The organism is Cytobacillus sp. ABV4_503 (genome assembly GCF_056158445.1).
The window spans coordinates 1,567,668-1,591,808 of sequence record NZ_JBSWTH010000001.1 but is presented as its reverse complement, the minus strand read 5'-3'; the positions used below and the strand labels follow the sequence as shown (position 1 = coordinate 1,591,808).

At 42.3% G+C, this 24,141-nt stretch carries 20 protein-coding genes; all 20 read right to left on the bottom strand.

Features of this window, described 5'->3' with window-relative positions; translation table 11 throughout:
* Positions 1–11: 11 nt before the first annotated feature.
* Positions 12–1,028 (bottom strand): polysaccharide deacetylase family protein, encoded by a 1,017-nt coding sequence (locus ACXAD1_RS08080; protein WP_206836516.1) that lies wholly within the window; start codon positions 1,026–1,028, stop codon positions 12–14.
* Positions 1,029–1,213: 185 nt separating this feature from the next.
* On the bottom strand, positions 1,214–3,334 hold the full coding sequence (pnp, locus tag ACXAD1_RS08075) for a polyribonucleotide nucleotidyltransferase (RefSeq protein ID WP_370222691.1): 2,121 nt from the start codon (positions 3,332–3,334) through the stop codon (positions 1,214–1,216).
* A gap of 318 nt (positions 3,335–3,652) precedes the next feature.
* Positions 3,653–3,922 (bottom strand): 30S ribosomal protein S15, encoded by a 270-nt coding sequence (gene rpsO / locus ACXAD1_RS08070; RefSeq protein ID WP_009330698.1) that lies wholly within the window; start codon positions 3,920–3,922, stop codon positions 3,653–3,655.
* A 122-nt stretch (positions 3,923–4,044) separates the two neighbouring features.
* On the bottom strand, positions 4,045–4,995 hold the full coding sequence (ribF, locus tag ACXAD1_RS08065) for a bifunctional riboflavin kinase/FAD synthetase (protein ID WP_474909795.1): 951 nt from the start codon (positions 4,993–4,995) through the stop codon (positions 4,045–4,047).
* 66 nt (positions 4,996–5,061) lie between these two features.
* Positions 5,062–5,979 (bottom strand): tRNA pseudouridine(55) synthase TruB, encoded by a 918-nt coding sequence (truB, locus tag ACXAD1_RS08060; RefSeq protein WP_474909794.1) that lies wholly within the window; start codon positions 5,977–5,979, stop codon positions 5,062–5,064.
* Between the two features lie 65 nt (positions 5,980–6,044).
* Positions 6,045–6,425: a 30S ribosome-binding factor RbfA gene (rbfA, locus tag ACXAD1_RS08055; RefSeq protein ID WP_370222687.1), complete on the bottom strand. Its 381-nt coding sequence runs from the start codon at positions 6,423–6,425 to the stop codon at positions 6,045–6,047.
* Positions 6,426–6,441: 16 nt separating this feature from the next.
* The gene (locus tag ACXAD1_RS08050) at positions 6,442–6,723 is read right to left on the bottom strand and encodes a DUF503 domain-containing protein (RefSeq protein ID WP_206836503.1); all 282 of its coding nucleotides are present in this window, start codon (positions 6,721–6,723) and stop codon (positions 6,442–6,444) included.
* On the bottom strand, positions 6,723–8,954 hold the full coding sequence (gene infB, locus ACXAD1_RS08045; protein ID WP_474909793.1) for a translation initiation factor IF-2: 2,232 nt from the start codon (positions 8,952–8,954) through the stop codon (positions 6,723–6,725). Before infB ends, ACXAD1_RS08050 begins: the two co-directional genes overlap by 1 nt.
* A 19-nt stretch (positions 8,955–8,973) precedes the next feature.
* Positions 8,974–9,276: a YlxQ family RNA-binding protein gene (locus tag ACXAD1_RS08040; RefSeq protein WP_009330704.1), complete on the bottom strand. Its 303-nt coding sequence runs from the start codon at positions 9,274–9,276 to the stop codon at positions 8,974–8,976.
* The gene (gene rnpM, locus ACXAD1_RS08035; RefSeq protein WP_206836497.1) at positions 9,273–9,557 is read right to left on the bottom strand and encodes an RNase P modulator RnpM; all 285 of its coding nucleotides are present in this window, start codon (positions 9,555–9,557) and stop codon (positions 9,273–9,275) included. The genes ACXAD1_RS08040 and rnpM overlap by 4 nt, the downstream gene beginning before the upstream one ends.
* A 17-nt stretch (positions 9,558–9,574) precedes the next feature.
* Positions 9,575–10,732: a transcription termination factor NusA gene (gene nusA, locus ACXAD1_RS08030; RefSeq protein WP_206836495.1), complete on the bottom strand. Its 1,158-nt coding sequence runs from the start codon at positions 10,730–10,732 to the stop codon at positions 9,575–9,577.
* A gap of 92 nt (positions 10,733–10,824) precedes the next feature.
* Positions 10,825–11,292, bottom strand: a complete 468-nt coding sequence (gene rimP / locus ACXAD1_RS08025; protein WP_474909792.1) for a ribosome maturation factor RimP — start codon at positions 11,290–11,292, stop codon at positions 10,825–10,827.
* Positions 11,293–11,562: 270 nt separating this feature from the next.
* The gene (locus ACXAD1_RS08020) at positions 11,563–15,873 is read right to left on the bottom strand and encodes a PolC-type DNA polymerase III (protein ID WP_474909791.1); all 4,311 of its coding nucleotides are present in this window, start codon (positions 15,871–15,873) and stop codon (positions 11,563–11,565) included.
* Between the two features lie 433 nt (positions 15,874–16,306).
* A complete protein-coding gene (locus ACXAD1_RS08015; protein ID WP_474909790.1) occupies positions 16,307–18,010 on the bottom strand; it encodes a proline--tRNA ligase in 1,704 nt (567 codons plus the stop codon).
* Between the two features lie 139 nt (positions 18,011–18,149).
* A complete protein-coding gene (rseP, locus tag ACXAD1_RS08010) occupies positions 18,150–19,412 on the bottom strand; it encodes an RIP metalloprotease RseP (protein ID WP_206836481.1) in 1,263 nt (420 codons plus the stop codon).
* A 93-nt stretch (positions 19,413–19,505) separates the two neighbouring features.
* Positions 19,506–20,648 (bottom strand): 1-deoxy-D-xylulose-5-phosphate reductoisomerase, encoded by a 1,143-nt coding sequence (gene dxr, locus ACXAD1_RS08005; protein WP_206836479.1) that lies wholly within the window; start codon positions 20,646–20,648, stop codon positions 19,506–19,508.
* A gap of 173 nt (positions 20,649–20,821) precedes the next feature.
* Positions 20,822–21,616: a phosphatidate cytidylyltransferase gene (locus tag ACXAD1_RS08000; protein WP_206836476.1), complete on the bottom strand. Its 795-nt coding sequence runs from the start codon at positions 21,614–21,616 to the stop codon at positions 20,822–20,824.
* Between the two features lie 17 nt (positions 21,617–21,633).
* Positions 21,634–22,413 (bottom strand): isoprenyl transferase, encoded by a 780-nt coding sequence (locus ACXAD1_RS07995; protein WP_206836474.1) that lies wholly within the window; start codon positions 22,411–22,413, stop codon positions 21,634–21,636.
* Positions 22,414–22,767: 354 nt separating this feature from the next.
* Positions 22,768–23,325 carry a ribosome recycling factor gene (gene frr / locus ACXAD1_RS07990; protein WP_206836471.1) on the bottom strand — a complete coding sequence of 186 codons (558 nt, stop codon included), beginning with the start codon at positions 23,323–23,325 and terminating at the stop codon, positions 22,768–22,770.
* A complete protein-coding gene (pyrH, locus tag ACXAD1_RS07985) occupies positions 23,325–24,050 on the bottom strand; it encodes a UMP kinase (RefSeq protein WP_009330717.1) in 726 nt (241 codons plus the stop codon). Before pyrH ends, frr begins: the two co-directional genes overlap by 1 nt.
* Between the last annotated feature and the right edge of the window lie 91 nt (positions 24,051–24,141).

Here is a 24,141-nt window from a genome sequence, read left to right as displayed (position 1 = left end):
ATATGCTTCCATTAGTTTATATTATTATTGTTATTTTTTCCAAAATCCTGATTATTATTTTCCCGATTCTGGATTCTCTTCTCGCTTAACAATTCAGATACTGTTCCAATCTGCAGGTTCTTCTGCTTAAGACCTGTTATAAGTCTATCGAGTGATTTTTCGGTGGATTCAGTAGGGTGCATCAGAATCAGTGCTCCATTATGGACCTTTGATAACACCCTATTTATCAGGACATCAGGGGGTGGCTTTTTCCAATCCACTGTATCAACAGTCCACATAACGGTGCCGAGGTTCTTCTCAGCAGCAATCTTCACTGTTTCATCCCTATAGCTGCCGCTGGGAGGAGCAAACCAAGTAATGGGCTTATTCAGCCTTTCATCCATCGTGGCTTCGATCACATCATTTGTCTTTTGGATTTCTTCCCTTGTCTTTGCAGAAGAAATCACTTTCATATCCGGATGAGTATACGAATGGTTGCCCACTTCATGTCCAGCATCTATAATCATTCTGGCAAGTTCCGGATTATTCTTTACCCATCTTCCTTCAAGGAAAAAACTTGCTGACACATTATGTTCCTTTAAAGTAGCCAGCATACCTGACAAATATTCATTTCCCCATGCCACATTAATAATGAAACTGACCATCGGTTTATCGGGATGGCCTTTATATACAGGTGACGGTGGGAGGTCCTTTAACTTCACCTTCGGTTCAATTTGTTTAAATACAAGTTTATCTTCATTGAACTCATTCTCTGATTTCATCTTTCTATAAGATGCCTCAACATCTATTTCAATTCCGTTAAGCCCTGGAATGGCTTTCCATACACGGTCTATTTTAGCATCCTGTGCAGGAATGCTGTATTCCTCTTTTTTTGCTGTAATCTCTTCATAAAGTGAATCCTTAGCCTTGGAAACCGTTACGGCTCCTGTCTCCTGTTTGAGGCCTGATACATACTGATCAGTAAAAGGATTATTGATAAAAGCAAGTGCCATAACAAACATGATAGCAATATGGATAAACTTTCTCATTCTTCATGCCTCCTTCAATTCATAGTATGATTCAAAGGGACAAGGTAGAACGGAAGCGTATTACAAAGGTATGTTGTATAGGGCAAACGCCCATGGATATTCATATATGTAAAAAGCCAGGGTTTCCCCTGGCTTTCAGGAAATTTCGCCCCGCAAAATGCTTCTCTCCTAAATAGAGGTTAGTATTATTGCTGTGCTTTTTCCTTTTGCTCACGCTGTTCACGCAAAACGGCTTTGCGGGAAAGGTTTACGCGGCCTTGCTTATCGATTTCAGTAACTTTTACTAGAAGTTCGTCACCGATGGATACAACATCTTCCACTTTCCCTACACGCTCTTCAGCAAGTTCAGAAATGTGAACCAATCCATCTTTACCGGAGAAGATTTCAACAAATGCACCGAATTTCTCAATTCGTTTCACCTTGCCAAGATACATTTGTCCAACTTCTACTTCACGTACGATATCTTCTATAATCTTCTTCGCTTTTTGATTCATCTCTTCATCTACTGATGAGATGAATACTGTTCCATCCTGTTCGATATCAATCTTAACGCCTGTTTCTTCAATGATCTTATTGATCTGCTTTCCGCTTGGCCCAATAACATCACGGATTTTATCAGGGTTGATTGACATCATCAGAATCTTAGGAGCATATTCAGACAGCTCTTTTCTTGGCTGCCCAATAGTGCTAAGCATGGAATCAAGTATCTGCATGCGGCCTTTCTTCGCCTGCTGCAATGCTTCCTCAAGAATCTCACGTGACAAGCCTTCAATTTTAATATCCATTTGGAGAGCAGTAACACCCTTGGAAGTACCCGCCACTTTGAAGTCCATGTCACCCAGGTGGTCTTCCATACCCTGAATGTCAGTCAGAATTGAATAATGCTCGCCTGATTTAATAAGACCCATTGCTATACCGGCAACTGGCGCTTTAATAGGCACACCTGCATCCATCATAGCCAAAGTACTTGCACAAATACTTGCCTGTGATGTTGAACCATTTGATTCCAATACCTCAGATACAAGGCGCATTGTATAAGGGAAGTCCTTTTCAGATGGAATAATAGGCTCAAGAGCACGTTCTCCAAGAGCTCCATGCCCGATTTCGCGGCGTCCTGGCCCTCTGATTGGTCCAGTTTCACCTACACTGAAGTTAGGGAAATTGTAGTGGTGCATGAATCTTTTTTCTTCTTCAATTCCCAGCCCATCAAGAATCTGTACATCGCCAAGAGCTCCTAAGGTACAAATGCTCAGAGCCTGAGTTTGTCCGCGTGTAAATAAACCTGAACCATGTGTGCGCGGAAGAATGCCTACCTCTGATGATAGCGGGCGGATAACATCCAATCCACGTCCATCCGGGCGAACTTTATCTTCTGTGATAAGACGTCGCACTTCAGCTTTAACAATTTTATCAAGGATCTGCCTGATTTGCTTCAGCTTGTCTTCGTCTGCTTCTTCACCTTCATATTTAGCTGTAATTTCTTCTTTAACTGCTTTAATGGCAGCTTCACGGGCATGCTTCTCCTGCACCTGAATTGCTTGAATCATTTCTTTCTCACAGATGCCGCGAACTTCAGCCTCAAGGTCCTGGTCAACCTGGTATAAGACAACTTCCATTTTCTCTTTGCCGATTTCTGATGCTATTTCTTCCTGGAAAGCAATAAGGCGCTTGATTTCCTCATGGCCAAACATAATCGCTTCAAGCATTGTTTCTTCAGGCACTTCATCTGCACCTGCTTCTACCATGTTAATCGCGTCTTTTGTACCGGCTACAACAAGGCTGATATCGCTCTTCTCAGCCTGATCCACAGATGGATTAATGATGAATTCTCCATCAATGCGCCCTACGCTGACCCCTGCAATCGGACCGCTGAATGGGATATCCGACACAGAAAGGGCTAAAGATGACCCAAACATTGCAGCCATTTCAGATGAGCAGTTTTGATCCACACTCATCACCATGCTTACAACCTGTACATCATTTCTGAAACCGTCAGCGAATAATGGACGGATTGGCCTGTCAATCAATCGGCTGGCCAAAATTGCTTTTTCACTTGGACGGCCCTCTCTCTTAATAAAACCGCCCGGAATCTTACCAACAGCATATAAACGTTCTTCATAGTTAACTGTCAGCGGAAAGAAATCCAGATTTTTTGGTTCTTTTGATGCTGTAGCAGTACTTAATACTACAGTATCGCCATAGCGCACTAAAACCGCACCGTTAGCCTGTTTAGCCAGCTGGCCAATCTCAACGGTCAATTTGCGCCCAGCCCACTCAAGGCTGTAGACATGTTTATCTTGTCCCATATTTGTACCCCTCTCTGCTTTCACTTAAGGACAGGCGTCAGTTCTGCCTGGTCCGTTCCAATTGTTGTTTATCCTGCATAAGCTGCAGATAATCCTGCCATGACAGCAGCAGAGGCTTAAGAGCTCTGCATTGCCAGCAGTCCAGTTTTATATAAAAGCATGAAATGCTCTTTAATCATAATAAAATTAGGCATCTTATAGTATGCACAATTTTTCTGTTTGCTAAAATAAGAATAACTTATGTATGTACATGATTAGGAACAAAATTCAAGTTTTTAAAGCTAATAAAAAAGCGGGAAAAAATCCCGCTTCTGTTGATTATCGACGTAAGCCAAGCTTATTGATTAACTCACGGTAACGAGCAACGTCTTTGTTGCGAAGGTAAGTTAATAGGTTACGGCGCTTACCAACCATTTTCAAAAGACCGCGACGTGAATGGTGGTCTTTCTTGTGAGTACGTAAATGGTCGTTCAAATTGTTAATTTCTTCAGTAAGGACAGCGATTTGAACTTCTGGAGATCCAGTGTCGCTTTCATGAGTTTTGAACTCATTGATTAGCTCATTTTTACGTTCTTTAGTGATTGCCATCCGGTTCACCTCCTAAATTTTCAATCCCCTGTTACTGAGCAAGCGTCGGTGACTCGACTTGCCAAGCAAAGGTTCATTTGGTACGTTACTTAGAATACAACTTTTTATGACAAAAAGCAAGGCTAAACCCTGTTTTTCTCAAAATATTGCTCAGTCTGCTGTTTATCCTTCTCAATTTGGGCGATTAAATCCTGAACGCCAGCAAATTTCCTTTCACTTCTAAGATGTCTATGCCATTCAACCGTAACTTTCCTGCCATAAATATCTGAAGAGAAATCAAAAATATGGACTTCAACCGATGGCCTGTCCCCTTTTTCCTTATTAAAGGTAGGTTTGTAGCCAACATTGCATACACCTTCATACCAGCTGCCATCTACTAAGAATCTCACAGCATATACACCTTGCGGAGGAATGATGCAGTCATCCGAAACATCCACGTTCGCAGTTGGAAAGCCGATTGTACGGCCTCTCTTATCACCATGGATAACGGTTCCTGATGTTTTATAAAATCTCCCTAAAAGGTCGGGAAGCTCAGCTGTTTTCCCTTCCCGGATGTATTTCCTTATTAACGTAGAGCTGATTTTTTCGTCTTCTTTTTCAAGCTTTGCAACAACCGAATAATCAAATTGATCTCTGGAATGGAACAACAGCGTTTCCATTGTGCCGCGTCCCATCCGCCCGTAGGAATAATCAAAGCCTGCTACGACATGCTTTGCATTAAGACCAATCAGGTATTGATCAACAAACTCCTGGGGAAGAAGGTTTGCAAATTCCCTTGTAAAATTGATGATAAACAAATAATCGATGCCCAGATCCGCTATGATAGCAATTTTATCCTCAATAGGAGTAATATACTCCACATGCTGAACGCTTTTCCCCAGAACAACCGATGGATGCGGGTCAAATGTCATAACAGCACTTTTTAATCCTTTTTGTTCAGCTATAGATTTTGCTTCACGGATGACTTTCTGATGACCCAAATGAACACCATCAAAATATCCAAGTGCTATTGCCAGTTCAGGCATGCCGGTTCTATCCAATCGATGGGGATGATGTATATGAATAACTTCCATATTATTAATTCACCTTTTCTCTACAGAGCCTGGACCTATAAAAATGCACAGCTTTATAACGAGTGCTTATTGATCATTCCTTAACACCTTTACTGGCTTCATTAACCCAGGTTTGCTGGGGTGATGCTCATAAATCGCCAGAACAAGGCCTTCCATTGCTTCCAATGCGATTGGGCCCTTGGTGTCGAGTAAATGATCAGGGATAGTTAATACAGCCCCATTTTTTACTTTCTCTGCTACTTTATCACTTATTTGAAATTTCGGCAAATGAGAAAGCGCAGCTTCCATAGGTCGGAGAACCTCGGCCATTGTCCCCTTCTCTGCTCTGTCTTCTATTTCTTCAAAAGTCAGACAGTCATCAATTGTCAATGAGGCAGACTGGATTCTAACCAGCTCGGACATATGGGCGGGGTATCCCAGTTCACTCCCAATCATGACAGCAAGCGTTCGGATATATGTTCCTTTGCTGCAGGCTACACGGAAACGAAAGGTAATATTCTCACCCTCAAACATTTCTCTGTCATCGAGCAGTTCGATAGAGTAAATAGTAACTTTCCTGGACGGCCGTTCCACTTCTATTCCCTTTCTTGCATATTCATAGAGGCGTTTTCCATTCACTTTTACTGCTGAATACATAGGAGGTGTCTGCGTAATTTCCCCGGTCAGGCTTCGAAGAACTTCCAATATCTGATGTCTGGAAATAGGTGCTGCAACATCTTTTCTCTCCACGACTTCTCCGGAGGCATCTTCTGTTGTCGTAGAAAATCCTATTGTGACTTCTCCCTCATAGGACTTTCCTGCATCTGTTATGTATTCAGCCACCTTTGTCGCTCTGCCGAGACAGATTGGGAGTACCCCAGTTACGTCAGGATCAAGTGTGCCTGTATGGCCGATTTTTTTCATCCGCAAAATTTTCCGCAGCCTGAAGACACAATCATGGGATGTCATTCCTTTTGGTTTGAAAAGCGGTAAAATTCCTTCCATATTAAATACCACCTTGTCTTTTGTAATTAGAAAAAAATGGATAGACAAATTGTCTATCCATTCCATTAATCTTCTTCTTTGGAGCGTTCCTCATCTTTGGAACGGCCTTCGTCCTGAATTTGATGGAGCAATGATTCTATACGGTTTCCGTAGTCAATTGATTCATCAAATTCGAATAGAATTTCCGGCGTTTTTCTCAGCCGGATTCTCTGGCCAATTTCAGATCGGATAAAGCCTTTTGCTTTAGCCAGCCCGCGAAGCGTATTTTCCCTTTGTTCCTCATCACCCAGAACAGAGATAAATACAGTTGCCTGCTGGAGATCCCCAGTAACTTGAACATCAGTGACTGTTACAAATCCAACCCGCGGGTCTTTTATTTTCCGGCCGATGATTTCGCCCAGTTCTTTTTTCATTTGTTCTCCAACTCGATTTGCTCTAAGGCTCATTCTATATCACCTCTTCTTAAAGCCACTCTAAATCTGTAATTGTCCGTTCAATTTCCGGAAACGAATCAATCATCTTCAGCGCATTTTGCAGCTCGCGTTCCGTTGAAACCTGGGTAGACGAAACGGACACTATGGCAATTTTTGTCCTCTGCCATAGGTCCTGATAGTCCACCTCAGATACAGATACATTGTATTTTTGCTTAAGCCGGGTTAAAATCCGCTGCAAAACAGCCCGCTTTTCTTTCAAAGAATGTGTGTCATAAATGATACATTCACAGGCTGCAAGCCCAATTATCATTAACGTTCCACTTCTTCCATAATATATGCTTCGATAACGTCGCCTTCTTTAACGTCATTGAAGTTTTTGATGGTAATACCACACTCATAGCCTTGGGCTACTTCTTTAGCGTCATCTTTGAATCGCTTTAGAGCGTCAACTTCCCCTTCAAAAATAACAACTCCATCGCGGATTAAGCGGACACCGCTATCACGAGTGATTTTTCCGTCTGTAACATACGAGCCTGCAATTGTACCGATTTTGGAAACTTTGAACGTCTGGCGTACTTCAGCCTGGCCGATGATTTTTTCTTCGAACTCAGGATCAAGCATACCCTGCATCGCCAATTCAATTTCCTCGATTACTTTGTAGATAATGCGGTGCAAACGGATGTCAACATTTTCTGCATCTGCTGCCCGTTTGGCATTATTGTCAGGACGGACATTGAATCCTATTACAATGGCATTGAAAGCTGCAGCTAAAGTGATGTCAGACTCATTTATGGCACCGACACCTGTATGAAGGATACGAACATTAACACCTTCTACATCAATTTTATGAAGCGCAGCAGTTAATGCTTCCGCTGAACCTTGGACGTCCGCTTTAACAACGATGTTTAAGTCTTTCATTTCCCCTTGTTTCATATGTTCAAACAAGTTATCCAGACTTACTCTTGTCTTTTCGTTTCTTTGGGCCTGCAATGCCTGCTGGGCACGAGCTTCACCAATTTGGCGGGCTGTCTTTTCATCATCAAGGACAGCGAAGCGGTCACCAGCTTGAGGAACATCGTTAAGACCTGTTATTTCAACAGGTGTTGAAGGTCCAGCAGTTTTCACACGGCGGCCAAGATCATTAACCATAGCACGTACACGTCCAAATGAGTTACCGACAACGATTGGATCTCCTACCTTCAATGTACCATTTTGCACAAGGAGAGTCGCAACTGAACCACGTCCTTTGTCAAGCTGTGCTTCAATAACAGTACCAACGGCATTGCGGTCAGGATTTGCTTTGTATTCTTCCACTTCACCTACGAGAAGAATCATTTCAAGCAGTTCATCAATTCCATCGCCTTTAATAGCTGAGATTGGAACAAAGATTGTGTCACCGCCCCATGCCTCTGGAACCAAGCCATGTTCAGTCAATTCCTGCATAACACGGTCAGGGTTTGCTGCTTCCTTATCCATTTTGTTAACAGCCACAATGATTGGCACTTCTGCTGCTTTTGCATGGTTGATTGCTTCAACCGTTTGCGGCATTACACCGTCATCTGCTGCAACAACGAGAATTGTAATATCGGTAATTTTCGCACCGCGGGCACGCATTGTCGTGAACGCAGCGTGTCCAGGAGTATCAAGGAAAGTAATCTTTTTGCCGTTTTCTTCAACTTGATAAGCTCCGATATGCTGAGTGATACCGCCTGCTTCTCCTGCTGTTACTTTCGTGTTGCGGATGGAGTCAAGCAATGTTGTTTTACCATGGTCAACGTGTCCCATGATGGTTACAACAGATGGACGTTCCACTAGTTCTGCATTTTCTTCTTCTGTGAAGTATACTTCAAGATCAGTTGTATCAACCAGTATCTCTTCTTCTACTTCCACACCGTATTCACCTGCAATCAGCTCAATGGCATCTTTGTCAAGATCCTGGTTAATTGTTGCCATAACACCCAGCATGAATAGCTTTTTAATGATTTCAGAAGGTTCGCGGTGCAGCTTCTTTGCCAGTTCCGCTACAGTCAGTGATTCGCTGAAAGTAATTTTTGAAGGAAGCTCCTTCACCTTTTTAGGAGCTGGGGCCACATGAGTCTGCTGCTGCTGTTTTCCTTTGTTATTTTTATTCTTATTGTTGTTTCGGTTATTGTTTCGGTTGTTGTTATTATTGTTTCTATTGTTGCTATTGCCCCGGTTATTTCCGGAGAAGCTTTTGCCGGACTGGCTGCCCTGTCCCTGGTTTCTGTTTTCGGCTGGTTTATTCTGAGGCTTGCTTTTAGGAGCTGTTGTGTTGACAGCACTATTATTTGAAGCCGGTTTTTGATTCCCTTGCGGTTTTTGCTGGCTTTGAGGTTTGCTCTGTTTTTGAGACTGGCTGTCATTCTTGATAAAGATTCCGTCAAGTTTCTGGACTGCAGCCGGCTCAATTGTAGTCATATGATTTGAAACCTCTATATTCATGTCTTTTAATTTTGTAATAACATCCTTGCTTGAAATGTTATGTTTTTTCGCATATTCATATACGCGCATTTTACTCATACTTTCACCCCCGCTAGTATTAATCGAGCAACGTTAACAGCTTTTTTGCAAATCCGGCATCTAACACTGCCACAACAACGCGGGCTTCCTTCCCTATAGCCTTACCGAGCATTTCCCGGTTTTGAATCAGCTTATAAGGAACCCCAAATGATTTACATTTATCTGTAACTTTCTTTGCCGTATTTGCGGATGCATCTGCAGACAGCAAAACAAGCTTTGCTTTACCGTTTCTGATCTCTTTAACAGCAAGCTCTTCTCCCGAAGTAATTTTCCGTGCCCGATTGGCTAAGCCAAGCAATGACATCCATTGATTTGAGTTCATTTGGATTGCCGTTTCTCCTTCTCTATTAACTCCAAGAGTTCTTCATAGATAGCTTCATCAATGGAAACTTCTAAATGATTGGCTAAGATATTCTTCTTCTTTGCTAACAAAACTGCTTCCTTTTCTTTGGAAAGATAAGCCCCGCGCCCTGATTTTTTACCGGTTGGGTCTACAGATACTTCCCCTTCTTTGGAGCGAACGATGCGAACGAGTTCTTTTTTCGGCCTCATTTCACCGGTAGCGACACATTTTCGCAAAGGAACTTTTTTACGATTGTTCACGATCATTCACCTCTTCCCTATTCTTTTCCCTCTAAAAGTTCATCCTGAAAATCGAAGTCTTCCTCATTTTCGTAGTCTTCGTTTTCATAATCATCATTATCAAAGTTCAACAGTGTTTCATCCCGCGGGTAAATTCCGGCTTCACGGGCATCTGTTTCTGATTTGATGTCAATTTTCCAGCCTGTAAGCTTGGCTGCAAGTCTTGCATTCTGGCCGCGCTTTCCGATTGCCAGGGAAAGCTGATAATCCGGAACTACAACTGTTGTCGCTTTGTCATCTTCATTTACGATTACGTCAAGCACCTTAGATGGACTTAGTGCATTGGCAACGAAAACCACCGGATCAGAAGACCACTTTACAATATCAATTTTTTCGCCCTTAAGCTCATTTACTACTGCCTGTACGCGTGTGCCCTTAGGTCCTACACATGAACCTACCGGATCAACTTCTTCATTGTCTGAATGAACGGAGATCTTAGAACGGTCCCCTGCTTCACGGGCAACGGATTTGATTTCAACAGTTCCATCATAAATTTCAGGCACTTCAATTTCAAATAATCTCTTCAGCAGGCCAGGATGTGTTCTGCTGACAAAAATTTGCGGTCCTTTTGTTGTCTTTTCTACTTTTGTAATAAAGACTTTAATGCGGTCATGGGGCTGATAACGCTCATTTGGCATTTGTTCGTTTGCCGGAAGGATCGCTTCAATCTTTCCAAGGCTCACATAGATGAACTTAGGATCTGTACGCTGAACAATTCCCGTCATGATATCTTCTTCACGGTCGATAAATTCAGAATAAATGATGCCTCTCTCCGCTTCACGGACACGCTGTGTAACAACCTGTTTGGCCGTTTGGGCAGCGATGCGCCCAAAGTCCTTAGGAGTTACTTCCATTTCAACCACATCTTCCACCTGGTAGTTTGGGTTGATCTTTTGAGCATCTTCAACTGAGATTTCAAGACGCGGATCAAATACTTCATCCACTACATCTTTGCGTGCAAAGACTCTCATCGTTCCGTTTCCTAGGTTTAAATCAATGCGCACATTCTGTGCCTGGTTAAAGTTTCTGCGGTAGGCTGACACCAATGCAGCTTCAATTGCTTCGATAATCACATCGCGAGAAATGCCTTTTTCTTTCTCAAGCAATGTCAGAGCATCCAAAAGTTCACTGCTCATGAGATTTATATCCCCCTTTATTTCTCTTATCAAATGATCAACACTGAGTAGCAATTGCTTATATTAATAAGCAAGCCCGCAATCAGCTGTCGTTAGAAAACAACAGCTAAACGGGCATTCGCTACCTTTTCATAAGGAATTTCGATTCTTTTCTTCCTTGTTTTGATTTTCACTTCAACCGTAACGGTCTCCCCGTCAAATTGGGTTAACACACCTTCGAACGTCTTTTCTCCATCAATCGGTTCGTATGTTTTAACGAAAACGTTCTTGCCGACTGCTTTAACAAAATCACTGTCTTTCTTTAGAGGGCGTTCAGCTCCCGGCGATGAAACTTCCAAGAAATAGTTGTATGGAATCGGATCTTCAGCATCAAGCTTTTCGCTTAGCTTTTCACTGACCAATCCGCATTCCTCGATATCAACGCCTGTTTCTTTATCAATAAATACGCGAAGGAACCAGTCTTTCCCTTCTTTTACATATTCAATGTCGACTAATTCTAAATTAAGTTCATCCACAATAGGGGTGACCAGTTGTTCCACCGTTTCAGTCACTTTGCTCATTCATTTCCCTCCTTTTTACTGGATTCTTAGCTCTTGTTTTACACTAATAAATTAGATATTGGCCCTGCTAAACTTTAATTAACATATAGTTTTAACATAGATCCGATATAAGGAAAAAACCGTACACAACACGAAAGAGTGGGTTGCCCCACTCTTCCTTTTGCGAGAGTTATTCTTAGTATTTCCAATAAAACTATACCATAACCAATTTTTTTATGCAAATGGAATAGCTGTCAGCAGAAGGGTTTGGAACATATGCCTGCACTCTTTTTAGAATAGAGAAAGCTGATTTTGTTCAGGAAGGGATTCCAGGCAGCCGTGGTTATCCAGATACTCGATAATTGTTTTGGACACTTTTCCGCGCTGCTGCAGATCTTCTTTGGATAGGAATTCTCCTTCTTCTCTTGCTTTAACAATATTGAATGCAGCGTTTGTACCCAATCCCGGAATAGAATTAAACGGCGGGATCAAAGAATTCCCTTCAATGATAAACTCATTTGCGCTTGAGCGGTATAAGTCCACCTTTTGGAAGTTAAAGCCCCTTTCGTTCATTTCCAAAGCCAGCTCCATCACTGTTAATAGATTTTTTTCTTTCGTCGAGGCATCAAGTCCCTTTGCATTGATTTCTTCGATGCGCGCACGTATCGCCTGGGATCCTTTAACCATGGCATCAACGTCAAAGTCCTCTGCGCGGACAGTGAAATATGCTGCATAGTAAAGAAGCGGATGGTGCACTTTAAAGTACGCAATACGAACAGCCATTAAAACGTATGCAGCCGCATGGGCTTTAGGGAACATGTATTTAATCTTTTTGCAGGAATCAATATACCATTCCGGCACTTCATTCTTTCTCATTTCCGCTTCCATATCATCGCTCAGGCCTTTACCCTTACGGACCGATTCCATAATTTTAAAAGCAAAGGCAGGCTCAAGACCCTGATAGATTAAATAAACCATAATATCATCACGGCACCCGATTACTTCACTTAAGTTACAAATATTATTATGGATCAATTCCTGGGCATTTCCGAGCCAAACATCCGTACCATGAGAAAGACCCGAAATCTGGACAAGTTCTGAGAAAGTTGTCGGCTTTGTATCTTCAAGCATCTGGCGGACAAATCGCGTACCAAATTCAGGTATGCCAAGTGTTCCGGTTTTACACATGATTTGCTCTTCTGTCACACCAAGCGATTCCGGCCCGCTAAAGATTTTCATTACTTCAGGGTCATCTGTCGGAATCGTTTTTGGATCAATTCCGCTAAGATCCTGGAGCATCCTGATGACGGTGGGATCATCGTGCCCCAGTATATCGAGTTTTAATAGATTATCATGAATTGAATGGAAGTCAAAATGAGTCGTTTTCCATTCAGAAGTCCGGTCGTCAGCTGGGAACTGAATTGGCGAAAAATCATAAATATCCATGTAATCCGGCACAACAATAATACCGCCCGGGTGCTGTCCGGTTGTCCGCTTTACCCCTGTGCAGCCCGAAGCCAGCCTGTCAATTTCGGCACCTCTTATTTGAAGATTATTATCCTGCTGGTATGCTTTGACGTAACCATAAGCTGTTTTGTCTGCCACAGTACCAATTGTTCCTGCACGGTATACATAATCCTCCCCGAATAGCACCTTTGTGTAGTTATGTGCCTTCGGCTGGTATTCCCCTGAAAAGTTCAAGTCAATATCGGGAACCTTATCTCCCTTGAAACCAAGGAAGGTTTCGAACGGGATATCATGTCCATCTTTTTTATATTTTGCTCCACAGTTCGTGCAGTCTTTATCAGGCAGGTCGAAACCGGAGCCAACTGATCCATCATTGAAAAACTCGGATGTCTTGCATTCCGGGCAAACGTAATGCGGAGGAAGCGGATTTACTTCAGTTATTTCAGTCATCGTCGCAACAAAAGAAGAGCCGACTGAACCACGGGAACCAACAAGATAGCCATCATCCAGTGATTTTTTTACAAGCTTATGGGAGATCAGATAGATCACCGCGAACCCATGGCCGATAATACTCTTAAGTTCTTTTTCAAGGCGGGCTTCAACGATCTCTGGAAGCGGATCACCATATATTTTTTTTGCCATTCCGTAACTCATGCTGCGCATTTCTTCATCTGCGCCTTCAATTTTCGGCGTATACAAATCATCTTTTATCGGCTTAATTTCTTCAATCATATCCGCTATTTTATTCGAATTCTCTACCACAATTTCCTTCGCTTTTTCTTTACCAAGGAATGAAAAAGCGTCAAGCATTTCATTGGTAGTCCTGAAGTGAACATCCGGGAGCTGATGGCGATTCAGAGGATTTGCGCCCCCCTGTGAATTAACAAGGATTTTCCGGTAAATTTTATCATTGGGATTCAGGTAGTGTACATTGCCGGTTGCGACTACCGGCAGATCAAGTTTATCTCCCAGTTTTACAATATTGCCGATAATCTCTTCCAGCGCTTTTTCATCTCTTACAAGTTCAAGCTCCAAAAGGTGTGCATAGACGGCTTTTGGGTGCACTTCAAGATAATCATAGAATTGTGCTGTATCTTCCACTTCATCTGGAGATTTCTGCATCATGCCTTCAAAAACTTCGCCTTTGTCGCATCCCGATCCAACCAGAATTCCTTCACGATGCTTTTGCAGGACTGACCTAGGAATGCGCGGCACTCTGTAAAAGTATTCAAGATGCGATATGGATACGAGTTTAAAGATATTTTTCAGGCCTTCTTCTGTCTGTGCAAGCAGGGTGCAATGCGCCGGCCTTGCCCGCTGATAGGCATTTCCCTGTCCCATATTATCATTGAATTGATCATGATATTCGATCCCTTTTTCTTCTGCACCCTTAAGCATTTTAAGAAGCAGATAACCCGTAGCTTCCGCGTCATATATGGCACGGTGATGCTGGGTGAGTTCAACATCAAATTTTTTGGCCAGCGTATTCAGACGGTGATTTTTCATGTCCGGATATAAAAAGCGTGCGAGTTCAAGAGTATCAATAACAGGGTTAGGCGCTTTGCCTATGCCCATTTTTTTATAGCCGACATTTAGGAAACCCATGTCAAAGGAAGCATTATGGGCTACTAAAACAGCATCTCCTGTCCATTCATGGAACTTCTTTAGGACCTCTTCCACTTCCGGTGCATTCTCCACCAAATCATCTGTGATTCCAGTCAGATTGATCGTTGTTGCCGACAGTGGGTGATGAGGGTTGGCAAAGGATTCAAACCGATCAATGATTTCCCCATCATGAATCTTAACTGCAGCAAGCTCAATGATCGTATCATATACAGCTGATAAGCCGGTTGTCTCTACGTCAAATACAACATAAGTATCTTCAGTGAGCCTGCGATGCGCATCATTATAGGCAATCGGCACACCGTCATCCACAAGGTTCGCTTCGATTCCGTATAAAATCTTTATATCATTCTTCTTCCCGGCACCATAGGCTTCAGGGAATGATTGAGCAACAGCATGGTCTGTAATGGCAACAGCTTTATGTCCCCACTTTTTCGCCTGTGAAACCAGTGCACTGACAGATGAAACTGCATCCATTTGGCTCATCGGTGTATGAAGATGAAGTTCAACCCTTTTTTCATCAGCAGGCGATGTATCCTGTCGTTGAATAGGTTTAATTTCATTGATATCGTTCCCGATCATTACCAGGTCGCGGACAAATGTATCGTTTTGTATGCTGCCCCGGACCTTTAGCCACATCCCTTTTTGAACATGCTGAAATAACGCAGCATCCTCTTTGTCCCGCGAGAACATTTTTACAAGAATGGAACTGGTATAATCAGTAATTTTGAAAGTTAAGAGTGTCCGGCCGCTTCGGAGCTCTCTTGTTTCAGCAGCAAATACATAGCCTTCAACGGCTATTCGGCGCTCTTCATCAACGATATCAATCAATTTGCGGTAATCTGAATCGTCTTTAATGGTAAGACCAATTGTAAGCGGCCCCTGCGGTGCTGAAGAATCTGCTGATTCTGCTTCGGCCTCTTTCTTCTGCATCTCGATTGCAGCCTGAAGACCGCGCTCCTGGTCTTCTTTGCGTTTGGCCTCCATGAATTTTTCATATTCTTCATTGGAACCTTCTGAAGATAATTCTGTATCAACTGTTAAGGCAGGAAAGCCAAATACTTGAAAAACATCTGAAATAGTGCCGGCATACTTCTTTTTGATAGACAATCCTTCCAATTCATTTCGGACCTTAATAATAATTTTGTTCCCCTGTACAGATGGAACCTGTTCATTCAAAAGCTTTATGAGAGGCGGCGCCATGCCATCCATTTCTCTGATGCAGTTGTGCCAGTATTCAAGTACAAGCTTTTCAGTAAAGTCCTGATTCTTCACAGTTATGCTGTAAGAAATTTCTGCGATATGGGAAAATGTCTTTTCCAGCTGATCTGTGAAGCGGCTATATACACTGCAAGGCACAATCTTTGGAAAAGCAAAATAAAAATGCCATTTCCGTGACTGTCTCTCGACTATGACCCTTTCGATCTGGGCATCATGAAAGTGCTGCACAAAGGCATCTTCAGTTAGCTGCATCTGCTGGAGCAAGAGCTGAAATCTAGAAGGTTCGCTCATCTTTCTCTCTCCCATCTTATAAACTTAGTTTTTACATTTCTATTATTTAAAGTTGTTTTTGCTTATGAATTCTGCCCGTTGATTCCGCCTCAGGCACTTGCTTTCCGCGGGGAGAGATGAGAGCCTCCTCGGCTTCGCCTGCGGGGTCTCTCACATCCCTCACTTCACGCAGGACATTGAATAAACTTCCAAGAATCAACACCGCACGAAGAAAATGTGGATGCATTTTCGAGGATCAAGTGCCCTCCGCTACAATCAACTCAGTATAAAATTAAGTTTCACCGTTCAAAAACAGAGCAAAACTCTATCACAATTTAGAAAATAGACAGACGGACTTAATTATAACATATCGAATCAGATAGTGATTGAAAAAACGGATTCCATTTTGGAACCCGTTTTTTCCTCTAAATCAAAAGGAACACTGCCCATATTTTTATAGTGCAGACATCATTTCAGCGATTTTATTTGCAAGCTGATCTTTGTGAATTTCCTGCATTTCACCTGTTTTTCTAACTTTCACTTCGACGATGCCTTCTGAAGCTTTTTTGCCGACAGTTATGCGGATTGGCAAACCGATAAGGTCGGAATCTGCAAATTTGACACCGGGACGTTCCTGACGGTCATCCAGTAATACTTCATAGCGATCCCTCTTTAGCATTGTATATAATTCTTCAGCAACTGCAGCCTGAGCTTCGTCCTTCATGTTAATAGGGATGAGATGCAAGTCGAATGGAGACAGTGAGCGCGGCCATATAAAGCCATTCTCATCGTTGAACTGTTCGGCAACTGCAGCCATAGTGCGGGAAACTCCGATGCCATAGCAGCCCATAATCATTGGCTGTGTTCTGCCATTTTCATCTAAATAAACCGCTTCCATTGCTTCACTATAGCGAGTTCCCAGCTTGAAGATATGTCCAACTTCAATTCCTTTTGCAAATTGAATCGTTCCTTGTCCATCTGGTGAAGGGTCGCCCTTTTGAATGAAACGAAGATCTGCATATTGGGTTACACTAAAATCACGCTCTGGATTAGCATTGACATAATGAATTCCTTCTTCATTGGCGCCGCATACACCATTCACAATAGCTTCCACTGCATGGTCTGCAATAATATCAATATCCTTCACTCCAATAGGTCCCAAAGAACCAACTGCACAGCCGAGAATTTGCTTCGTCTCTCCGGCATCGGCAAGCTCCACGGCAGAGGCCTCAAGCAGATTTTTAAGCTTGATGTCATTTACTTCATGGTCGCCGCGGACAAGAACAAGAACATATTTTTCATCAGCCTTAAAAAGAAGCGTCTTTATGCACTGCTCTTTAGCAACGTTTAGGAAAGCCGAAACTTCTTCAATTGATTTCTGGTTTTCTGTCGCTGCCTTTTCCAGTTCCTCAGGTTCCTCATTGCTCTTTGAGTATTGTGCAAGCACTGGGGCCATTTCAATATTGGCTGCATAGTCGGAAGTATCTGAATAAGCAATCGTATCTTCTCCAACTTCCGAAAGAACCATGAACTCATGTGTATCTTTACCGCCCATTGCACCCGAGTCAGCAATGACAGCTCTGAAATTCAGGCCGCAGCGTCTGAACACATTGGAATAAGCTGTATAAAGTTTATTATACATTTCATCAAGGCTCCCTTGATTTGAGTGAAATGAATAAGCATCCTTCATGATAAACTCACGCCCGCGAAGAAGCCCAAAGCGAGGACGCTTCTCATCCCGGAACTTGGTCTGAATCTGATAAAGAGCCAATGGTAATTTCTTATATGATTTTACGGCATCACGAACCAGGCTGGTAATCACTTCTTCATGAGTGGCACCCAAAGCAAATTCCCGCTCATGGCGATCCTTCATTCTCATCAGTTCAGGTCCATATGTATACCAGCGCCCGGATTCCTGCCATAGTTCAGCCTGCTGGAGAGCTGGCATCAGAAGCTCGGCAGCCCCTGCATTATCCATTTCTTCCCTGATTATCGCTTCAGCCTTTTGCAGAACTTTTTTCGCTAAAGGCATATAGCTATAAATTCCGCTTGCGTTCTGGCGGATAAAACCAGCCCTAAGCAATAATTGGTGGCTTCTTGTTTCCGCATCTGCAGGCACTTCTTTTAATGTAGGAATAAGCATCATGCTCTGTTTCATTTATTTGCACCTCAATTAAAAATATGTATTGAAACTGCTTTCTAAACAAAAGAAGGGTCTCCCGGTCTTCAGAAAAAGCTATTAGCTTCCTAAAGACCTGAGCCCTCACCCTTCTTCTTCATGCAGCTCTTCTAAGTTTTTACAGGAAAAATCTCTGAATATCATTCCAAGTGACCACGAGCATTAATAGCATTAAAAGGGCAAACCCAATAAAGTGGACCATCCCCTCTTTATGGCGGTCAATTGGCTTCCCTCTTACAGCTTCAACAGCAAAGAACATTAATCTTCCGCCATCGAGAGCCGGAATTGGAAGCAGGTTCATAATTCCCAGATTTATACTTAGGATGCCTGCCCATTTCATTAAGTAATATATGCCTGATTTGGCTACTGTATCTGTTGAAACATAGATTCCTACCGGACCAGATAATGCATCAATGGAAAACTGTCCAGTGACAAGCTTGCCTAGCATGACAAAAATCTCTTTAGTCCAGAAATAGGTTTCCTTAGCTCCATATGTTATGGCCTTTAAAGGTGATTTCTCCATTGGACTATATACGCCAATGATTCCAATCTTTTCGCCTTCAACATCCTGAACCTTCGGAGTAACCGGTATTGTATATTCCTGGCCGTTTCTTTCCACTAAAAACTCCAATTCTTCACTTGGATTCTGTCTAATGATTTCCACCACATCTGACCAGCTTGAAATTTCTGCTCCATCAACACTTTGAACCAAATCGCCTTCCTTAAGCCCGGCTTCATAAGCTGCACCATCAGGGGTCAGCTTGCCCAACGCAGGTTCATTAGTCGGAATACCCTGAAGTAAGGCTATTAGAACAAAAACGATAAAGGCAAGAACAAAATTCATCATAGGGCCTGCGAAAATCGCCATTGTTCTCTGGCCTAATGTCTTTGATGCAAATTGACGGTCATAAGGGGCAATGAGCGTCTCTGTTCCATCCTCTACCAGCACCGCTGAACGGCTGATTTTAAAGATCTGGATTGACTCTTCCTCTTCACCCTCAACATATCCTTTTATTTCAAGGTCATGCTCAATGTCAGCATCCTCAACTTCAACTATTCTTGCATCTGGATATTTTTCTTTATTGTTTAATATAATTTTGCTTACTTCCTCGTTGTCATCAAGGATCAGGCCAATGCGGTATCCCGGTTTAATTTCCACCATCTCGGGATCTTCCCCGGCCATGCGCACAAACCCGCCTATCGGCAATAGACGAATCGTATAAACTGTTTCATCTTTTTTAAAGGAAAACACTTTAGGGCCGAACCCAATAGCGAACTCCCGGCAGAGAATTCCTGCTCTTTTTGCAAATATTAAATGTCCCAGTTCATGGAAAAATACCAGTGCCCCGAAAATAACAATAAAGGCTATTACTGTACTCAAGTTTTAACCACCTTTTTTTAGAGGTCGTTCAAATGCGCTGGTGAGTGTTAATGATTTTATACTGCTTCCACCATTCTGCACTTGAACGCTAGCTTATAGAAGCGAGTTAACATATTTCCTCGTTTCCAAATCTGTTTCCTGGATCTCATCAAGACTTGGATTTGAAATTATGTCATGGCTGCCCAGTGCTCTTTCGATGAAATCTTCTATTTGCAGAAAGGTAATCTTTCCATCTAAGAATGCAGCAACCGCAGCTTCATTTGCTGCATTTAATACAGCTGGCATTGACCCGCCAGCTTTTCCGGCTTCATAGGCAAACTTCAGGCAGCGAAAGCGTTCAAAGTCCATTTCTGCAAAATGGAGCTTGCCAATTTCAGCAAGGTTCAGCCGGTTTGCTGTTCGGAGCGGAAGCCTGTCAGGATAAGTTAAAGCATACTGAATAGGTACTCTCATATCAGGAGTGCCAAGCTGTGCGATTACACTGCTGTCATGAAATTCCACCATGGAATGGATAATGCTTTCTTTATGAAGAAGGACATCTATTTTACTGTAATCCATGGAGAAAAGCCAATGTGCCTCAATTACTTCAAGCCCCTTATTCATCATTGTGGCTGAATCGATGGTTATTTTTGCTCCCATTGACCAATTCGGATGATTAAGTGCCTGTTCAACTGTCACATTTTCCAATTCCTTGCGGGAGCGGTCTCTGAAGCTTCCTCCAGAAGCTGTCAAAATGAGCCTTTCAATATTTTTCTCTTTTTCCCCCTGAAGGGATTGAAAAATAGCTGAGTGTTCACTGTCTACAGGAAGAAGCATTACACCGTTTCGCTTTGCTGCTTCCATAACCAGATGGCCGGCAGTCACAAGGGTTTCTTTATTTGCGATGGCGATTGTCTTCTTTTCCTCAATCGCCTGCAATGTGGAATCAAGTCCTACGCTGCCTAAAACTGCATTAACCAGTATTTCAGATTTTGGGTAAACAGCTACTTCTATCAAACCTTCATGTCCATATGTAAATGTTATGCCGGGAAACTCAGCTTTAAGAATATCTGCAGAACTTTTTTCTGATAGTGAAACAAGTTCCGGCTGAAAATCAGAGATAATTTTCCGGGCAAGATCTATATTTCTGCCTGCAGACATGGCTGCTAGCTTAAATTCCTCTGGGTTTTCCTTAATGATATCAAGAGTCTGTGTACCAATGGACCCTGTTGCACCCATTAAACTGATATGTTTCATAGTCTCCTCCTATAAGAAAAGCGGAAGCGCCTTTGGAACAAGTAAAGATAGCTTGTTCCTGCAAAGTTAGTCCAAGGAAGCATTCCTTGGCGCCCACTCCAGACACCTCTAGGGAGCAGGCGCTGGAGCTAGGCAGATATCTGGTATTCGCACACTGCTCTCTGCCCAATGCATTACAGCAAGTGAAAAAAGTGGAGCAATGGCAGGACGAATAATAAGCTGTCAAAACGGTCCAGAATCCCGCCATGGCCAGGAAGAATATTCCCTGAGTCTTTTACATTATAATGACGCTTTAATGCTGATTCCACTAAATCCCCTATTTGCCCGAACACCGACAAGATGGCTGTAATCACTAATAATCCCAGCATGGACTCATCAATATCTGTGAAGATAATAAACAATACCGCCACGGCAAGAGCACAGACCACACCACCAAGTGACCCTTCCACAGTCTTATTCGGGCTGATTTCAGGCCAAAGCTTCTTCTTTCCCATCGCTTTCCCTATGAAGTAGGCACCAGAATCCGTTGCCCAAATAAGGAATAATGCAAAAAAGAGATAGGTCAGACCCTGATCTGCGAAGCGGGTCTCCATAAAATAGTAAAACCCAATTCCAACATATAAAGTAGACATAATCGAAAACGCCACATCATCAAAAGTAAATTTATTTTTTGTTGCGACTGTATACGTTAAGAAAAGAAGCACCCCAAAAAGAGCAACCTCAATTTTTGTATAATTCAAATCATCCAGGATTGACTGAAATTCTTTAGGCAAAAGGAAAATCCACAATAATAGTAAAGAAATAATGCCTGGAATCGAGAATAAGTTTAGATTTCTCATCTTCAATAGTTCATATAGTGCAATAGATGCCAGCAAGTATGCCAGGATGATGATTGGCATGCCTCCATAGATAATGACTGGCAGGAGGACTGCCCCAAATATAATTGCTGTGATAATACGCTGCTTCATTCAATATTTCAACACCTTTATTGTACTCCCCCAAAACGCCTTTGGCGGCTTTGGAATACCTCGATTGCTTCGAGCATTTGCTCTTCATTGAAATCCGGCCATAATACATCCGTAAACCAGAATTCTGTGTATGCAAGCTGCCAAAGCATAAAATTGCTTAATCTGATTTCACCGCTTGTACGAATCAGCAGATCGGGATCCTTCAGCCCGCCCGTCATGAGGTAGGATGAGAATTTTTCTTCATTCAATTCGTTTTCATTCATTATACCACTTTTGCAATCATTTAAGACATGCTTGACGGCTTCGAGTATTTCGGCTCTGCTTCCATAATTAAGTGCAAAGTTCAATACCAGACCAGTGTTATTTTTTGTCTCTTCCATCGCTTTGGAAACTGCATTGCGGGTATGGGCAGGCAAGTGGTCAAAATAACCAATCATTCTTACTTGCACATTCTCTTCTATCAGTTCTGGGAGGAAAGTTCCCAGAAATTCCTCAGGCAGTTTCATAAGAAAGTCCACTTCCATTTTAGGCCTTTTCCAATTTTCAGTAGAGAATGCATATAAAGTTAAGGTCTTTACTCCAATATCGCTCGCAAATCTTGTGATTTTTCGGACAACCTTCATTCCCTCATGATGGCCGGCAACTCTTGGTAAAGCTCTTTTTTTTGCCCATCTTCCGTTTCCATCCATAATGATGGCAACATGCTCAGGAATTTGCAATTCTTTTATTTTTTCAACTCTCTCTCGGAGATTGGAAGAACTGTTTTGGGACTTCCATAACTTCATTTTATCAAACATAAGTCTGCTCCTTTAAAATAGGTTAATCCTCCGATAAAAGATAAAGTGAAACTTCAGTCATTGGGGGGTTTTTCCCCGCTGATTGATAGCTGATATTCAGTCATAGTATCTTTTAGAGATTATTCTAATGGTAAAATTATGATATTTCCTCTTTCCGCATGATAATATCATACCAAAAATAATTAAATATATCTCTATAAAAGAGTATGTTGCCAGAAACTAAATTCAGGATAGGGCTGCTGGACTTCTGCGCATATTTCATTGATGTCAGCACGTAAACACACAATCTGAATATGTATGCTCCCAAAGAGTAAAAGAACCCCCTATTGATAGAGGGTTCTTGGTATAGAGTCATTAGACTGCAAGAATTTCTTTTTCTTTTTCTTTAGTTAAATCGTCAATCTTACTGATGTGGTCATCAGTAAGTTTTTGAATGTCGTCAGAAAAACCGCGAAGATCATCTTCTGTGATCTCTCCATTTTTCTCAAGCTTTTTAAGGTCATCATTGGCATCGCGGCGAACATTCCGGATAGCAACTTTTGCGTCTTCAGATTCTTTTTTGACAACCTTTACTAGCTCTTTGCGGCGTTCTTCAGTAAGCTGAGGAATAGCCAGTCTGATAACACTGCCGTCATTTGACGGATTTAAGCCGATATCAGATTTAAGAATGGCTTTTTCAATTTCTCCAAGAATGGATTTATCATAAGGAGTAATGACTAAAAGGCGTGCTTCTGGAGCAGACACCCCGGCAAGCTGATTTACAGGAGTCGGCGCACCATAGTAATCAACAGTGATGCGATCAAGTAATGAAGCATTTGCTTTACCTGCACGGATGCTTGCAAGCTCTCTTGTATAAGCTGAAATTGCCTTAGTCATTCTTTCTTTTGCATCTGCAATAACTTGTTTTGGCATTATTTTTTCCCCCTAACGATTGTTCCGATTGTTTCACCCATTACGGCGCGGTTAATATTGCCTTTTTCCATAATTGAGAACACAATTAATGGAATGTTGTTATCCATGCATAAAGATGAAGCTGTAGAATCCATGACAGCCAATCCTTCTTTCAAAACATCAAGATAGGAAAGCTCATCATATTTCTTAGCATTTTTATCAATGCGAGGGTCAGCTGAATAAACACCATCTACATTGTTTTTCGCCATTAGAATTACTTCTGCTTCAATTTCTGCAGCTCGCAATGCTGCTGTTGTATCAGTAGAGAAGTAAGGATTTCCGGTTCCTGCAGCAAAGATCACAACCCGCTTTTTCTCAAGATGGCGGATGGCTCTTCTGCGGATGTACGGTTCAGCGACCTGCCTCATCTCGATTGAGGTTTGAACTCTCGTCTCTACACCGAGATTCTCGAGGCTATCCTGCAACGCCAATGAGTTCATGACAGTAGCAAGCATTCCCATGTAGTCGGCATTTGCCCTGTCCATCCCCATTTCTTCTCCGATCTTTCCACGCCAGATGTTTCCGCCGCCGACAACAACGGCAACCTCAACACCTAATGCAGCCAGATCTTTAACCTGTGCAGCTATTGATTTAATCACTGAAGGATTAATTCCGAAACCTTGCTCTCCTGCTAAAGCTTCTCCACTTAATTTTAAGACCACGCGTTTGTATTTAGGGCTGCTCATAAGAACCTCCATATGTAGTATAAAAACTCACCATAGCTTCTTTAATTTTATCTCATTCTTGAAAAACAGGGAACACAAAGTGTTCCCTGAA

Excerpts from the sequence above, each read along its gene's own strand:
- truB (WP_474909794.1), bottom strand. The coding sequence starts at position 5,979 with ATGGAAGGAATTTTACCGCTTTTCAAACCAAAAGGAATGACATCCCAT.
- ACXAD1_RS08080 (WP_206836516.1), bottom strand. The coding sequence starts at position 1,028 with ATGAGAAAGTTTATCCATATTGCTATCATGTTTGTTATGGCACTTGCT.
- frr (WP_206836471.1), bottom strand. The coding sequence starts at position 23,325 with ATGCCAAAACAAGTTATTGCAGATGCAAAAGAAAGAATGACTAAGGCA.
- ACXAD1_RS08050 (WP_206836503.1), bottom strand. The coding sequence starts at position 6,723 with ATGATAATTGGGCTTGCAGCCTGTGAATGTATCATTTATGACACACAT.
- ACXAD1_RS08020 (WP_474909791.1), bottom strand. The coding sequence starts at position 15,873 with ATGAGCGAACCTTCTAGATTTCAGCTCTTGCTCCAGCAGATGCAGCTA.
- rimP (WP_474909792.1), bottom strand. The coding sequence starts at position 11,292 with ATGAGCAAAGTGACTGAAACGGTGGAACAACTGGTCACCCCTATTGTG.
- ACXAD1_RS08040 (WP_009330704.1), bottom strand. The coding sequence starts at position 9,276 with ATGAACTCAAATCAATGGATGTCATTGCTTGGCTTAGCCAATCGGGCA.
- rpsO (WP_009330698.1), bottom strand. The coding sequence starts at position 3,922 with ATGGCAATCACTAAAGAACGTAAAAATGAGCTAATCAATGAGTTCAAA.
- pyrH (WP_009330717.1), bottom strand. The coding sequence starts at position 24,050 with ATGAGCAGCCCTAAATACAAACGCGTGGTCTTAAAATTAAGTGGAGAA.
- infB (WP_474909793.1), bottom strand. The coding sequence starts at position 8,954 with ATGAGTAAAATGCGCGTATATGAATATGCGAAAAAACATAACATTTCA.
- ACXAD1_RS08000 (WP_206836476.1), bottom strand. The coding sequence starts at position 21,616 with ATGAAGCAGCGTATTATCACAGCAATTATATTTGGGGCAGTCCTCCTG.
- dxr (WP_206836479.1), bottom strand. The coding sequence starts at position 20,648 with ATGAAACATATCAGTTTAATGGGTGCAACAGGGTCCATTGGTACACAG.
- ribF (WP_474909795.1), bottom strand. The coding sequence starts at position 4,995 with ATGGAAGTTATTCATATACATCATCCCCATCGATTGGATAGAACCGGC.
- ACXAD1_RS08015 (WP_474909790.1), bottom strand. The coding sequence starts at position 18,010 with ATGAAACAGAGCATGATGCTTATTCCTACATTAAAAGAAGTGCCTGCA.
- nusA (WP_206836495.1), bottom strand. The coding sequence starts at position 10,732 with ATGAGCAGTGAACTTTTGGATGCTCTGACATTGCTTGAGAAAGAAAAA.
- ACXAD1_RS07995 (WP_206836474.1), bottom strand. The coding sequence starts at position 22,413 with ATGTTTGATAAAATGAAGTTATGGAAGTCCCAAAACAGTTCTTCCAAT.
- pnp (WP_370222691.1), bottom strand. The coding sequence starts at position 3,334 with ATGGGACAAGATAAACATGTCTACAGCCTTGAGTGGGCTGGGCGCAAA.
- rbfA (WP_370222687.1), bottom strand. The coding sequence starts at position 6,425 with ATGAGCCTTAGAGCAAATCGAGTTGGAGAACAAATGAAAAAAGAACTG.